Source organism: Portibacter lacus (assembly GCF_021533215.1).
Classification (GTDB): domain Bacteria; phylum Bacteroidota; class Bacteroidia; order Chitinophagales; family Saprospiraceae; genus Portibacter; species Portibacter lacus.
This window is the reverse complement of the sequence record NZ_JAJNKA010000001.1, coordinates 211,914-228,874: the sequence shown is the minus strand read 5'-3', so window position 1 is coordinate 228,874 and position 16,961 is coordinate 211,914. Positions and strand designations below refer to the sequence as shown.

The following is a 16,961-nucleotide window of genomic DNA, read 5'->3' as shown; positions in this document are numbered from 1 at the left end:
TTACTTAAAATATTTTAAACTTCGCAATTGAAAATTGCTATTCTATTTTTTTGTTCTGATTAAAAATTTAATATGTTGAAACGGCTAACATTAATTATGTACAAGAAAAAATCAGCTGAATTCACATCTGCATTTAAATCAAAATCACCATATTTATATTGAAAAATTGTTGAATTATCTTGTAACCAAATTGAGTTATCCGATGAATTAATATCTGTTCTCCCTGATCCTTGAATGCCATTTGCTGCATACATTAAAAACTTTCCATTTGTCAATTTTTGGGTAACTTCTTGAGGAGACCCAATATTAAACTTCCATGAATCCGTAGTTGTGAAGTCTATACTCAAGTTGCCCAATGCCGGACTAATTGCGTTACTCATTATCGGTAGATGATTTCTATGCTCTACTACGACATGGTACACTTCTGACGGATCAAGTTCTAAACATGGACACTCTTCTGGGAATTCAACTGAACCATTTGAAGCTAACATTCCAGCACAAGTCCACATTACATTCGCCGCTGAAATTCCTGCCTCTCTAACTGAAACTAAAACCCAATCAGTTATATTACTTGGGTAAGGTGTGCTACCTGGATTAGTGCTTTCTTCCCCATAATTATTACCTTCTGTCCCATTATAATTCCAAGGGGCAATATTATATGGCTGTCCGATAGGTGTTACAACACCAAGTCCTGGGATAAAATTATCTACATCCTGTCCAGGCAAAAGATGAAATTCATTCAATTTAGTAGTCATTAACCCAGTATTGGCATCATACGGCCCCTCTAAGAACACGCTCAATTCTAGTTCATGACACATTCTCTCAAAGACTGTGAAGTAAACCGTTGCTGTATCACAAACCGTAGGTTCTAAGTCATCACATATCCTATAGACTAATTCATCATTTCCAGAATAATCATTTCCTGGAGTATACGTAATTGTTGAATCTGCATTCACTACAGCGGTACCATTACTAGGACCAGAAATGATTTCAGGGATGGTTGGTGTATCACCTTCTGGGTCAGTGTCATTTTCTAGCACAGGTATGTTAATACTGGAATTAGACCACCCCATCCCTGAATCATCATTGCAGTAGATTTCATTCTCACCATCTGTTTCTGTAACTACTATTGTAAGTATTGCATTATCACACTCACTAGGAGTTCCATCGTCGCAGATTTCGTATTCTACTTTATCTTTACCTACAAATCCAGAATTTGGTGTATAAACAAAATCACCATTTGGATCTATAGTTATTGTTCCGTTCGTCGGTTGCGTTACTACTTGGGTTACGCTAATAGCATCGCCATCTATATCATTATCATTCGACATTACATTTCCGGATAATGCTTCATCATTTGGAGTACGTCCATTATCATCATTAGCTATTGGTGCATTATTCATTTCTATTGGCAGTGGTGAAACATTGATCACCACATCAGCAGTATCACATTTTTCTGGTTCACCTTCATCACATATGATGTATGAAAACTTTTCTTCTCCTATAAATCCAAATAAAGGTGTGAATACGTAGTTACCTCCTGAACCCATAACAAGTGAATTTCCGCTCGGTAATAATATAGAAGAACCTCCTGGGCTAGGATTTAGCGCTCCACCAGTAATGATTTTTGTAATTTCGAAACCATCATTTTCAGGATCACTATCATTTGTCAATACATTTCCTGTTACTGGAATTCCTTTAATGGTTACATTGATATCATTCATAGCATATAGTAAATTACAACCGCTTTGATCAGCTGTTACCGTTGCGGATATATCATCTACGTTATAATCACATGCATCTAATGGATTAGTATTATCACCTCCAGTGCTATAATCGCTATCTGTTCCATTAATCTCATCTGCATCCGTTACGCCATCTCCGTCACAATCGCCTGTGCTTGTTGCATTCTGACTTACATCCGCCAAGTTCAAACTACATGCATCATTTGGATCTGTGTTATCTCCTGGAGTGCTATAATCACCATCTGTTCCATTAATCTCATCTGCATCCGTTACGCCATCTCCGTCACAATCACCTGTGCTTGTTGCATTCTGACTCACATCTGCTAAGTTCAAACTACATGCATCATTCGGATCTGTGTTATCTCCTGGAGTGCTATAATCACCATCTGTTCCATTAATCTCATCTGCATCCGTTACGCCATCTCCGTCACAATCGCCTGTACTTGTTGCATTCTGACTTACATCTGCTAAGTTTAAACTACATGCATTATTCGGATCTGAGTTATCTCCTGGAGTGCTATAATCACCATCTGTTCCATTAATTTCATCTGCATCCGTTACTCCATCTCCGTCACAATCGCCTGTACTTGTTGCATTCTGACTTACATCTGCTAAGTTCAAACTACATGCATCATTCGGATCTGTATTATCTCCGGTGGTTGCTGGATCATCATCTAATCCTGCATACTCATCGCCATTCGTCACACCATCTCCATCACAATCACCTCCTAACCATGCGGCTGACGGTGTGCCTTGATCTGCTACATTGTATTCACATGGATCTAGCGGGTTAGTATTATCTTCTGTTGTTAAAGGATCATCATCTAATCCTGCATATTCATCGCCATTTGTCGCTCCGTCTCCATCACAATCTGCTGTTAACCATTCGGCTGAAGGTATGCCTTGATCAACTAAATTATAATCGCATGGATCTAATGGATTAGTATTATCTCCAGTGGTTGCTGGATCATCGTCTAATCCTGCGTATTCATCACCATTTGTTACGCCGTCTCCATCACAATCTGCTGTTAACCAACCTGCTCCAGGTGTACCTTGATCTTCAATATTAAAATCACATGGATCATTCGGATCGGTATTGTCTCCTGGAGTACTGTAGTCATCATCAAGTCCATTGATCTCATCTGCATCCGTTACGCCATCACCGTCACAATCGCCTGTACTAGTTGCATTCTGACTTACACTTGATAAAACAAAATCGCAAGGATCTAAAATATTAGTCAAATCTGTAAGCTCATCTATATTTGTTACTCCGTCTCCGTCACAATCAAGGTCATCAAAAGCTAATTCTGGTGTAAGCGTCACACTTGTTGGATCGAACTCACAAGGATTATTAGGATTGGTTTCATCGATTGCTTCATCTCCATCCGTTACTCCGTCTCCATCTGTGTCTGGATCATCTGGATCTGTCATATTACCATTAGGATCAGGGATCGTATTAGGATCATCTATTCCTGTTAATTCTTCATTGTTAGTTAATCCATCACTGTCACAATCGACATCTACCGATTGCCCAGCTGGATCACAAGGATCTATCGGTGTTGTAGCAATATTATCATGATTGTTAGCATCATCACTGTCATCTTCATCCCCTGTTACATGAACTGCATTATCATATTCACCACCATAAGCAACTTCTGCTTTAATGGTCAATGTTACACTTTCATTTAAAGCTAGACCACCAATAGTCCACAGACCTGTCGTTTCATCATAACTACCAGAAGCGGTAGATGACTCTACAAAAACATACCCACTTGGAAGTGTATCATAACCTACTACATTCGTAGCTCCATCCGGTCCATTGTTTGTTATTGTTATCGTGAATGTAACTGTATCACCTACTTCTGGTGTTGCTTCATCAACCGCAACTCCTATCTCTAAATCAGCACAATCAATTATGGACACAACAACTTCTTCAGAAGCTGGACTATAACAATCATTTACACTATCATAATAATATGCGTAATAGCTACCTGCTATTGCTTGACCTGGAGTTGCATAAGCTTCTCCTGTAGGTTCATCAGTTGTGAACCAAACTAAAGTTGAATTATTAGGAGCAGTACTTATTTCTAGTGCCGAAATATCAACTGTTTTTGTATCACAAACGTTAGTCAATGTTGTCGCTGAAAGCTCTGGTGCTATAACTGGACAACAATTAAAACCGTCTCCCGTTGCACCTCGAGTATCTACGAATGCTGAATAAACATTTACCTTATTCGTAATTCCCACAAGGCTATTAACAACAATTCTTACTTCATCATAGACTTTTGTCGTTTCGAAACCTAAATTAAAACGACCTTCTAAATCATTGATATATAAGAAGAGTAATTCAACATCTATTAAATTAGAAACTCCTGTTCTACTTTCTTGCAAGTTTCCGTTGAGATAAGTTTCGATAATTATATTATCAAATAGACCAACTCCTAAGTTAAGAATTAAAGGGTCGGTTACTTCTATAACAAAACCAGCTTTACTTCCTATCGGAAAAGAGTCTAATGCATCTAATACTGCTAATGATGCAGGACATGCAACGCCAGCAATTACTGTAATTTCTGCATAACTATTCGGATCATTATTAATAACATTGTCTGTGTTAGTTACTGAATTACCTACACAAGCTACCCCATCAGTTCCTGTTTTAAAATAATCAACAATAACTGGGAAGTTAGTATTCGTTAAGAAAAATGTTGTGTCACAAACTATTTCAATCGCGCAAAACGAAGAAAAGATTACACCGTGAACTTCAATTGTTCCTAAATCTACGGCAACTAAATTTTCAACAACAATCTGAACTTCATCGAACGTTCCCTCTGAAATAAATCCTATTGTTTTTCTTTCACTTGGTGTTAGTAAAGAGGTCTGCGCAGAAACTAATTCACTTTGCCCCGATTTACTATCCACCAACACACCATCTAAATAAGTATTGATTGTTATCTGATCCAGAAGAGTTACATCTAAGAGACCAGTAGTTCTAACATCGAAACCCGCATAGGTTCCTGCTGGATAATCATCTATCTGATTTCTTACTGATAATCCTACATCACTTAACACCCCTACAGTTGTATTAATGTTAGCAAAATCGGTATCGTCATCATTAATAACATTCTGTGCATTACTCACACCACATGCTACACAAACACCACTTAACAATCCGCTTCTATCTGGATTAATATATAATGGATGCTCTGGATTTGCTATTGCTTGCAAATCATTACAACCTAAATCTGGACCACTGCAAAAACGCTGAATCACCAAGCCATACACATTTGTCGATCCTATATCTACACTTGCTAAGTTATAAGTTTCAATTTGTACTTCGTCAAAAGGCAGACTAGTAACAAAGCCAACGATTCTACGTGTACTTCCAAACAATAATCCGCTGCCCACATCTGCTAATTCACTCACACCATTTTTGGTTTCTTGTAGACTACCATCTAAGTAAGTTCTTATTGTTATGTTATCTAATACCCCAATATCGAGAAGGGATGAATTTTCTATATCAAATCCTGCGTAAGTACCTGCTGGATAATCATCTATTTCGTTTTCAACTGAAATTTGTGCTCCTGCTAAGAGTCCTACATCTACATTCAAGGAAGCAAAATCATTCGGAATTGCATTAACAAGATTATTCGGATTACCAACGCTACAGACAAGACATGCGACACCTGTAAGACCAGTATTTTCCTCACTTATTGATAAAGGATGAGCTGGACTCGTTATGGTAGTAACCTCATTACATGGGGTATCTGGTCCAGAACAGAATTTCTGGATTACAGGATGATAGACTTGACCTTCAAATAATCCCACAAGAGCTGTATATGTTATTCTGATCTCATCGAAATCAAAATCTGAGATAAATCCAACCGTTGCTAAGCCATCTGCTCCTACCAAATCTAAGTCTAAACCCAGCAAACTGGAAACAACAACTTGATTATCTACTAAGGTCCCATTATTATACGTAGAAATGGTAACTGTTGACGCGACAGAAACACCAGCAATTAAAGATTCAGTGCCAATTTTATAACCTGCGAAAGTTCCAGCAGGGTAAGTATTTGTGTTATCTCTAACAGCAATTTCTGCTGAACATGCTATTCCATTCATATCAATGAATGCAAAATCAGATACACTGCCTATAACATTAGCTTCATTCTGAACAGTGTTTGAACATAAAACATATCCATCATCCGTAACAGTCACACTCAGACTACTATAATCTGCACTAATCCAAGGCTCTTGAACGTTACAGGCCGCATTTGCAATTTGGGCATTGGCAGAGCCAACACATAACATAAGAAGGATGATTAAAAATAGGGGGGAGTTTAAAAAAAAGTGCTGGGCTTTAATAGTGTTGTAAATCATCATATCGTTAAGTTTTTTGTTCACTAAACCCACAAGAATATCTGCCCGAGTCATGACAACTCAGAAAAACATTCTAAATAGACAGACAAATCACGGTCTAGTCTAATAGATTTAGATTAAAATAATATTGATCCAGGATATGAATTATAAATAAAGTTTGGGCACACGATTTCTAAAATTAGAATCGTAAAGAGGTGTTTATAAGAAAAGGTATAGGGAAAAGTTGTTGTGTTTTGTTTAAAAAGGTTTCAACAATAAATAAAAGGTGGTGTATTTTAAAAAAGGTGGTGTGTATAAAAGGAAACTTTTTTCCTGATTACCCTACCAATATTGTTTATTTTTATTTAAAAAATCAACTTCTTTAACATCTTTTATGTCAAAAAAAATTGACACTTGTCAATAAAATGGTCATACCGCACTAGCATTTACACTCACAAAATACTAATAATCAATAATTTAATACCAAATATTACAAGTATAGAGCCTAGAAAATTGGCTTATATTAAATTTGTATTAAATCTAAAAAAACAGAACTATATCTGAATTCATAGCATGTTTGTCGAAATCGAGGAACAAATCACTATCTTTAAGAGTTAAAAGAATAAAAATATAACATGTCAATATATCCTGGAAATAGAAGAAACAGTGGAAACCCATTCGGAAATTGGCTTGCCATTATAATGATGGCTGTTATTCTAATTGGTTCATTTTTTGTGCTGAGAGGAATCTTTAACTTGCTATATTTTCTTGCACCAATCCTACTGATTGCAACGTTGATTATTGATTATAAGGTTGTTTTAAATTTCATCAAACAACTAGGTGTTTTATTCACTAAAAATCCACTATACGGAATAGGAGCAACAGCGCTAACCTTTTTCCTATACCCAATCGTTTTTGTTGTTTTATTATTCAGAGCATTTACTGGGAAAAAATTAAGGAAATTTCAAAACCCCGGTGATGCAGAAAGGGAAGGTGACTTTGTAGAATATGAAGAATTAGATGAAGAACCACTTGACCTTGATGAATTCGGAAAGGTAAAAGAGAAGAATTATGATAATTATTTCAATAAAGAGCGATAATAAAGGATGCTAATTATCCTTTATTTTGTTTCCATATCAATTGCCTTTGTCTATATATTCATTATCATTCATACCCTTACCAGTTTTAATGAAATCGAAGAATGGGAGACTTCTGAACGATTTACTCCAGAAACCAAGATCAGCATCATAGTCCCATTTCGAAATGAAGAAAATCATATCGAAGAATGTCTAACGCAAATATTACGTAGTAACTATCCAAAACATTTATACGAAGTCATTGCTGTAAATGATCACTCCACAGATCGTTCTCTATCTAAAATTCCTTCTAAAGTAATTCTCCTTGACGCTAAACTAAAAGGAAAGAAAAATGCATTGAGACTCGGCATCGAAAAGGCTAAAGGTCAATTAATCATCACTACCGACGCTGATTGTAAGGTAGAAAAAAATTGGCTTAGAGCAATTGCATCTTATTACGAATACACTAAAAAGCCCATGATCGTGGGAATGGTTGCCCTTACCGGAAATGAGAATGCGCTTGAATCCTTTCAAATCATGGAAACTTGCGGAATAATGGGTTTTCACGGTTCTGGAATCCAATCTGGAACACATTATTTAGCTAACGGAGCAAACCTGATATTTGAAAAGCAACTTTTTCAGGACTTGAATCCTTACGAAGGCAACTCAGACTTTGCCTCTGGCGACGATGTCTTTTTTATTAATAAAGTTGCAATGCAAGATCCTGAGCATATTGGCTTTCTAAAATCACATGATGCCACCGTAGAGAGCAAAGCAGAAGACAGCTGGAAATCGCTATGGAACCAAAGAAAAAGATGGGCCACTAAAACAAAGCAGTTTTCTAGTGGAATTTATAAATGGATGACCGGCAGTATTTGGTTACTGAGTTTAACCATATTAATAAACCTAGTTTTAATTCCTATAACTGGAGGTTTCAGTCTATTCATCCTATTAACCCAGCTATTGATCAAGGGTATAATGGATTATTTATACCTCCAAAACATGTGTGCCTACTTTAACAAAAAACATACTTTCAAATTCTTCTTTTCTATCTTTTTCATTCAAACCATCTACATCTTAATCGCTGGAATTTTCGCAATCTTTGGTGGTAAATATGAATGGAAGGATAGAAATCTATCTTGATAATCAACTGTTTATCAGCCTCCTTTCCGCACTTCCAAAAAAGGAAATTTGTCTTTACCTATAAAACATTTGAATTTCATTAACATATTATAATTCCAAGAAATACACTAATAGTTATCTTATCTTTAAATTGCACGCAATTTCACATAATTGCAATTACAGTTTCTTATTGCAAATAAAGCGCACGAAGAAGTATGAAAAAACATCATGTATTTTTTATCTTTTTGGCAATTGTAGTTTTTTCTATTTCATGCCAAGAAGAACAAAAAAAGACTGAAGCTCCCAAAAATAACGGACCTAAGATCTTAAAAGCGGATGCTATTCTTGCAGAGCGGTCTGATGTCAAACAACAATCTACTTCTACAGGTTCTTTCATCGCTGAAGATGAAGTAGAAATATCTTCAGAAGTATCTGGATATCTTAAAAATATCTATTTCAAAGAAGGTGACTATAAAAAGAAAGGTGAACTTTTAGCTAAGATTAATGATATTGAATTACAGGCACGTCGTAAGAAACTAGAAGTCGATTTAAAATATGCACAACAAGAAATAGCTCGTGCTGAAAAGCTATTGAAAATACAAGCGTTAAGTGTCGAAGAAGGTGACCGATTAAAAAATCTTGCAAAGGTAATCGAAGCTGACATCGCTATAATTGATGCACAAATCACTCAAACGAGTATATATGCGCCCTTTTCTGGTCGTATCGGAATTAAAATGAAAAGTGAAGGCGCTTATCTATCTCCTGGAGTTGGAATCGCCGAATTGCATAAAATCAATCCTATTAAGTTAGAATTCTTCGTACCAGAAAAATTAGCAGGATCAGTAACTCAGGGAGATAAAATCCAATTCACAGTTCCTTCCCAGCAGGATACTTTCGAGGCTTCTATTTATTTAGTCTCTCCTAATTTAGAATCAGAAAATAGGTCCTTAAGAATGAGATGCCGCGTGCCTAATAGTAAAGGTATTTTTATGCCCGGCGGATATGCCGATATCTATTATGATATTCAAGGCGATGAAGGATCACTTTTAATTCCAGCAGAAGCAATCATTCCTATCCTAGATGGACAGAAAGTACTTATTGCAAAGAATGGCAAAGTAAAATCTCAAAAAGTGGAAGTTGGAATGCGTACACCATCAGCGGTTCAAATCCTAGGTGGAATTACAGACACCGATACTATTTTAGTTACTGGGATACTTTCTGCAACCGACGGAATGCTAGTAGAAGCGAATCTAAAATCTAGATAATACCATGAACTTATCATCATTAAATATTGATCGTCCCGTATTATCATCCGTTCTATCTATCGTAATTATCATCTTCGGATTTATTGGTTTCAGTTACTTAGGTGTCCGAGAATATCCATCAGTTGATCCACCTATTATTTCGGTGGTCGCCAATTATCCTGGTGCCAATGCGGATGTTATGGAATCTCAAGTTACGGAGCCACTTGAGGAAAGTATAAACGGAATTTCAGGTATTCGTACGATTTCTTCTGTGAGTGCAGATGGAAGATCAACAGTCACGGTAGAATTCGAACTAGATGTGGATTTAGAAGCCGCAGCAAATGATGTAAGAGATCGAGTTTCTAGAGCCATCCGATCCCTTCCTCCAGATATAGAAACACCGATTGTTAATAAGGCCGATGCGGATGCCACTACGATTATGGCACTTACCCTACAGTCTAACAACAGGTCTTTGCTGGAACTAACGGACATGGCAGATAAGCTCTTCAAAGAAAGATTGCAAACGGTCCAAGGAATAGCAAATATCCGAATCTGGGGTTCTAAGGTTTACTCCATGAGATTAAATCTGGATCCTAGCAAGATGTCTTCCTTGCAGATCGCACCGAATGATGTGAGACTAGCATTACAAAGAGAAAACGTCGAATTACCTACTGGAAAAATAGAAGGTTATCGTCAGGAATTGACCATTAGAACTTTTGGTCGATTAGAATCTGAAGAAGATTTCAACAACTTAATTATCAGTGAGAAAGAAGGAAGTATCATTAGACTGAAAGATATCGGAGTTGCAAGAATCGAAGCCCAAAACAAACGAACACTGCTTCGTGGTAAAGGCATCATACCTATGGTTGGTGTAGCGATCACTCCTCAACCCGGTGCTAATTACATTGAAATAGCTGATGACATTTATGACCGAGTTTCGCGAATAGAAAAAGAAATGCCCGAAGATGTAAAAGTGGGGTATGCCTTTGATAATACAGAACCCATTCGTGCTGCTATAGAAGAAGTTAAAAACACAATTTTTATAGCTTTCTCCTTGGTAGTTTTCGTGATTTTCGCCTTCCTAAGAGATTGGCGGACAACCATCATCCCTGTACTCGTCATGCCTATATCATTGATTGGTACATTCTTTATTTTGTATGTGATGGATTATTCCATCAATATTCTAACCTTACTAGGAATCGTGCTGTCCACAGGACTGGTGGTAGATGATGCCATTGTGATGTTAGAAAACATTTACCAAAAGATTGAAAAAGGAATGGAGCCACTTAAGGCTGCTCATGAAGGTGCTAAAGAAATATTTTTTGCCATTATTGCGACTTCAGTTACCTTGATCGCAGTATTTATGCCTGTAATTTTCTTATCAGGATTATCAGGACGTCTATTTAGAGAATTCGGATTTGTAGTGGGTGGAGCAATTGTTATTTCCACCTTCGTTTCTCTTACATTAACTCCAATGCTTGCTTCTAGAATGTTGAAAAAGCGAGAAAAGCACAATAAGTTTTACAATGTAACTGAGCGTTTTTTCGTGGCCATGACGAATGGATACCGAAAAAGTTTAGCATGGTTTATTAAAGCTAAATGGTTATCTCCACTTCTAATATTACTCGCATTCGTAGCCATATATTTTGTTGTTCAAGTCATACCAACTGAACTTGCACCGAAAGAAGACAAAGGAGCATTTCGAGTTATCGCAACAGCTCCTGAAGGAACTAGTTACGAATTAATGGATGAATACATGGTAGAATTACTTCAAATTCTCGATACCATTCCCGAAAGAAAAGCTTATATTTCAGTGACTTCTCCAGGATTTGGTTCTTCTACTTCTGTAAATTCAGGATTCGTATTTATGAACCTAACTCCTCCGACTGAGAGAGAAAGATCCCAGTCTGAAATCGTGGAGAGTGTTTTCCCATTAATTTCTTCGAAAAACTTCGCAAGATCATTTATCGTAGAGCCAGAGACTATCGAAGTGACTAGGTCAAGGGGCGGATTACCCGTTCAGTATGTTATTCAGGCCCCAACCTTGGAAAAATTAAAAGAAATCATACCTAGCTTTATTAAAAAAGCAGAGGATAATGGTGCATTTAGTGTTGTAGATATCAATCTGAAATTTACAAAGCCAGAATTAACGGTAACCATAGATAGAGACAAGGCTCGAACTTTAGGAATTTCGGTACAAGATGTTGCAGAAACCCTGCAATTGCTTTTTGCTTCTCAACGATACGGCTACTTTATCAGAGATGGTAAACAATACGAGGTAATCGGTGAAGCTGATCGTCCTTATAGAGATGCACCTCTCGATCTTTCTCAAGCTAGCGTCCGGGCAGAAAATGGACAATTGATCAAATTATCTGAAGTCATTAACATGGAAGAGACTTCTTCTCCTCCACAGTTATATCGTTACAACAGGTATGTTTCTGCAACTATCAATGCAGGCTTAAATGATGGATTCACCGTAGGTATGGGAATCGAAGAAATGGATAAAATTGCAGATGAACTGCTAGATGAATCCTTTTCTACCTCTCTTTCGGGAAGTTCTAAAGAATTACAAGAAAGTTCTAGCGGATTATACTTTGCCTTTGGTCTAGCACTTATTCTTGTGTTCTTAACATTAGCAGCACAATTTGAATCTTACATTGACCCAATAATTATAATGGTAACTGTACCACTTGCCCTTCTAGGTGCATTATTAACGCTTTATTTCTATGGCCAAACACTAAATATATTTAGTCAGATAGGAATAATCGTGTTAATCGGAATTGTAACTAAAAATGGAATTCTAATCGTTGAGTTTGCGAATCAGAAACTATTGACATCAAAAACAAAAGCTGAAGCGATATTAGATGCCTCGGCTTCTAGGTTACGTCCTATTTTAATGACTTCTTTAGCTACCGTTCTAGGGACGTTGCCGATTGCACTTGCGATAGGTTCTGCCTCCACTTCTAGAATTCCGATGGGACTTGCCATTATCGGTGGATTGTTATTTTCATTGATCTTGACTTTGTATATTATTCCATCCATGTATTTATTGATTTCGCGAAAGAAACCTCAGATAAAAGAATAGAAATGAGTATAAAAAATATTAAACGCGTCTCTATTTATTGCCTGGCAATCTTTGTAGTGTCCACTTCATCATTAGCAGGTCAACATTTAAGCCTGAAAGATGCCGTGAAAATAGGGATAGAAGAAAATCTATACCTGGAAACTCAAGAGCAAGAAATTGTTATTTCAAAATTGAACACGACGAATGGTGCAGCTGGAATGCTTCCAACTGTGACTGCAGAGGGCAACGTTAATTATAGCATTAGTAATTCAAGGCAGGTATTTCTAGATGGTAGAGAAAATGCGATCAATGGTGGTTCAGCTTTTAATACAGGAGCCTCAGTGCGCTTAGACTGGACTATTTTCGATGGAATGGCGATGTTCGTAAGAAGAGATCGGCTTTTCAATGAATTCGAGTTGGCTTCCCTTGCATTAAAAAAAGAAGCGCAAGCCTTAAGCGCAGACATTTCTGTTACTTACCAAAACTTGGTCTTACAATCATCCTTGATTAAAATTCTAGATGAGAATGCTGATTATTTGTCAGAGTTAGTGGAGTTATCTAAAGCAAAGCTGGAGATTGGATCAGGAACAAAACTGGACGTTCTACAGGCGCAAACTGATCTGAACGAGCTGATCAATGCTAGAGAATTGGCCAAAATGGAATTTGAGATGTCGACTGCGCAGTTAAATATGGATCTGAATCGAGACGCGTCAACAACTTTTGACGTGGACACCTCTTTTGTGATGCCAGACGAACTACTTAACTATGATGGCTGGGTAGCGAAGACTTTAAATTCAAATTTCGATTTGAAAACGTCTCAAAAAACATATGAAATTGCAAAAAAAGATATTGAATTAGCAGAAGCCGCATCACTTCCTACGATTTCCGTAAATTCTGGACTTGACTTCGGCTACCTTAATTCCACTACTGGATTTCTTACGAGCAACCAATCTGTAGGGCCATTTATAGGGCTGACAGCTCGGTATAATATTTTCGATGGGAATCGGGTCAAAAGAGAATTACAGATCGCTGAACTGAGAGCTAAGATTTCTGAAATATCAATAGATCGAGTTAGCTTAGAAACGAAGAATGAACTCTTCATTCTATATCAGAAGTATCAATATTATGTAGCTCAGGCGAAATTAGAAAAAGAGAATCTAGACTTAGCTGCAGAGAACTTCAAATTAGCAAATGCCTTGTTTGAAAATGGAGGAATCACTCAGTATGAATTAAGACAGGTTCGTATCCAACGGTTGGCTATTCAAAGGCGGTTGGTTCAAGCAGAATATCAGATGTCAATAGCTTATATCGGACTAATGGAATTATCAGGAGAGTCTTGGCTATAAGTGCTTTATGAATAAAACAGCAGGTATAGTTATTCAGAAGCGAGCAATGAATTTACAAATCGTTCAAGTATAAGATTGCAAGATGATAAATATAAAGTCTTAAGTTAGATCATCCAAAGAGTGTAGATTTAAACGACTGACATTATCTAGTGGTAGATTTTATATCATTTAAATCTCATTTCTGAATTCGAATGTTCAAATTTATATTAATTTGAGCATTAACAAAGATAGGCTTTTAATAACCTCAAATTACATTCATGAAAAGAGTACATATCGTGCTATTCATCCTTATAGCTTGTGTAGGTAACGCTCAAGAAACATTGCCACACGGAAGTTCTCCAGATCCTATTATTTTCAAACATTTCCCAAGCAGAATGCATGTATTTATATGGCGAAACTGGAACTTAGTTAGTTCAGAAAGGCTAGGAGCAACAATCGGCTGCTCTGCTGAGGAAATTGAAAAAGTGGCTTTGTCTATGGGTTTAGAAAAGGATTTGCAATGGGACGCAATAAGCACACAGCAATTATATATAACCATCATCAGAAGGAACTGGCATCTGTTACCTTATGAACAATTGATGAGTATACTGGAAATGGATGAAGCTGAATTGAATTTCGCGCTCAAAGAGGACGACTTCTTGTATTATAAATTAGGCTCATTAAAACCAAATGCTAGTCGATTAGAATATCATTTACCTACGCCAACTGAAGAACAAAGCGCTATAAAAATAAAGAAAATTGTTCAGGAAAATTTCCCAAAAACTAATCAATTGGGAGAGCCTCGATACGGTTTCCTCAAAGAATTAGAACATGTAATACCTTACCACCCAGAGCGCAATAATGATGGATTACGATTTATATATTCATACTTTGGAGCTTTTGGAGATCCTTTACTGAATGCTGAAACAAATCCATATCCTGAAGGTCTTTTATCTCAGTTAGCCAATCAAGGTGTAAATGGCATATGGTTGCATGTAGTATTGCATCAACTAAGTCCAGAGAATCCAGACTTTCCTGAATTTGGCATCGGCAGTGAGAAACGCTTATCAGAACTTGCTAAAATCGTAGAAAGGGCAGGCAAATATGGCATAAAAGTATACCTCTACATGAATGAACCTAGAGCTATGCCGCTTTCTTTTTTCGACGAAAGAAAGGACTTGCAAGGTGTAACCAGTGGAGATCTAGCTACCATGTGTACAAGCACGGATGAAGTAAAAGAGTGGATTAAATCTTCACTTAAGCATGTATTCACGGAAGTAAATGATTTGGGAGGAGTATTTACTATTACGGCTTCAGAGAACCTGACAAATTGTGCATCACATGGCTTACAAAGCCAATGTATTCGGTGTAGCGAACTGGGGTATTCCAGTGTCATTGCCAATATTAATAAGACTATTGCAGATGGAGTACATGCAGGAAATCCAGGTGCCAAAGTTATTGCGTGGGACTGGGGATGGAATGGACATGGGGATGGCCGCGAAATCATAAAGAAATTGGATAAAGATCTATGGTTTATGTCTGTAAGTGAATGGGCTAAGCCTATAAATAGAGGTAATATAGCAAGCTCTGTGGGAGAATATTCAATATCTGCAATAGGTCCAGGTCCGCGTGCAAAAATGCATTGGAAAGAGGCACAAGAAAAAGAAATGCGAACCGTAGCAAAAGTACAGTTTAATAATACGTGGGAGATTTCATCTGTTCCTTGGATACCTGTATTAGACCTGATTGCTGAACATGCTTCTAATCTAGCAAAATCTGAAGTCGATGGATACATGTTAAGCTGGTCATTGGGCGGATATCCCTCTCCAAATCTAGAAATAGCTAATCAATTCTCCAAGAATCCCAATGCGCTTGTAGAAAATGTACTTAATAATATTGCTGGGGTAAGATATGGGAATGAAAATATAGCTAAAGCACGCTTTGCATGGAAGCAATTTAGCGATGCTTTTAGAGAATTTCCTTATCATATAAATGTGCTCTATTACGCCCCGCAGCAATATGGACCTGCAAACTTATTATTTGCAGAACCTTCAGGATATAATTCTACGATGGTTTGTTTTCCATATGATAATCTAGATGCATGGCGTGGACCATATCCTAGAGATGTTTTTTACGATCAATTTAAGAAAATGACAGAAAAGTGGTCATTAGGAATTGAAGCGTTTGAAGATTTGCTGATGACTGTTCCAACCTCTAAAAGAGCTCTAGCACAAGCAGACTATGGAATAGCTAAGGCTTGTATGTTACATTTTGCTTCAGTAGCCAATCAAATAAAGTTTATAGAACTCAGAGATCAGAATGTAGAACTGATTAATGAACAAGATCGGTTAGCAATGTTAGAAATACTGAAATCCGAAATTGAATTAGCTAAAGCTTTATATAAAGTAACCGCTAATGATTCTAGAATTGGATTTGAAGCAAGCAATCAATATTTTTACCTACCTCAGGATTTAATGGAGAAAGTTATTAATTGTAGATACCTCGAAGAGGAAATTAGTCAATGATTATGATAAAATAGATGTGACTATAAACTTAGTCTGTAGACATTAGATTAAAACAAAATTCTTGAAATGAATTATTTTTCTGAAATGACTTGGAAATTTAGATAATAGAACATTTCATAATGCACAAAAAAATAGCCCGAACTTGTAAACAAGTCCGGACTTTTCGACTAAGGTCTCAAAATAAGAAAACTACTTCTTTAGGCACATATTAGGATTATTTTAAATACAACTATTTAGGATAATTCAGAAACCGTGCCATTATATGTTTAGATATATTATCTTTTACTTTTATATGTGATAAAACGTTATCTACCACTGAATTGTTACGTAAATATATAACTTTCACTTAATATCTTGCAATTAAATATATTAAAAATATAAATATTTATGTTAAAAAGACAATACAACTGAAAGAAAGTTTATTAAATATTAAATTATTTTTGTATGTATAGATCAAATTGAAAAAGAAAATCCACAAAAAAACAACTTATATAACTTCTTTTA

General features: G+C 36.6%; 7 protein-coding genes. 6 read left to right on the top strand and 1 reads right to left on the bottom strand.

Features of this window, described 5'->3' with window-relative positions; all coding sequences use genetic code 11:
• Positions 1-59 precede the first annotated feature (59 nt).
• Positions 60-6,053, bottom strand: coding sequence for an Ig-like domain-containing protein (locus tag L2586_RS00755; protein ID WP_235290845.1), 5,994 nt, complete (start codon positions 6,051-6,053; stop codon positions 60-62).
• Positions 6,054-6,736: 683 nt separating this feature from the next.
• Between L2586_RS00755 and L2586_RS00750 the strand changes: the two genes are divergently transcribed.
• From L2586_RS00750 to L2586_RS00725, 6 genes are all read left to right on the top strand, one after another.
• Entirely contained in the window at positions 6,737-7,201 is a 465-nt protein-coding gene (locus tag L2586_RS00750; RefSeq protein WP_235290844.1) for a hypothetical protein, read from the top strand.
• 6 nt (positions 7,202-7,207) lie between these two features.
• Entirely contained in the window at positions 7,208-8,320 is a 1,113-nt protein-coding gene (locus tag L2586_RS00745) for a glycosyltransferase (RefSeq protein WP_235290843.1), read from the top strand.
• A gap of 194 nt (positions 8,321-8,514) precedes the next feature.
• Positions 8,515-9,564, top strand: a complete 1,050-nt coding sequence (locus L2586_RS00740) for an efflux RND transporter periplasmic adaptor subunit (protein ID WP_235290842.1) — start codon at positions 8,515-8,517, stop codon at positions 9,562-9,564.
• A 4-nt stretch (positions 9,565-9,568) separates the two neighbouring features.
• Complete coding sequence (locus L2586_RS00735; protein WP_235290841.1) at positions 9,569-12,628, top strand: efflux RND transporter permease subunit; 3,060 nt, start codon at positions 9,569-9,571, stop codon at positions 12,626-12,628.
• Between the two features lie 2 nt (positions 12,629-12,630).
• Positions 12,631-13,953: a TolC family protein gene (locus tag L2586_RS00730; RefSeq protein WP_235290840.1), complete on the top strand. Its 1,323-nt coding sequence runs from the start codon at positions 12,631-12,633 to the stop codon at positions 13,951-13,953.
• A 257-nt stretch (positions 13,954-14,210) separates the two neighbouring features.
• Complete coding sequence (locus L2586_RS00725; RefSeq protein ID WP_235290839.1) at positions 14,211-16,457, top strand: hypothetical protein; 2,247 nt, start codon at positions 14,211-14,213, stop codon at positions 16,455-16,457.
• The last annotated feature ends 504 nt before the right edge of the window (positions 16,458-16,961 follow it).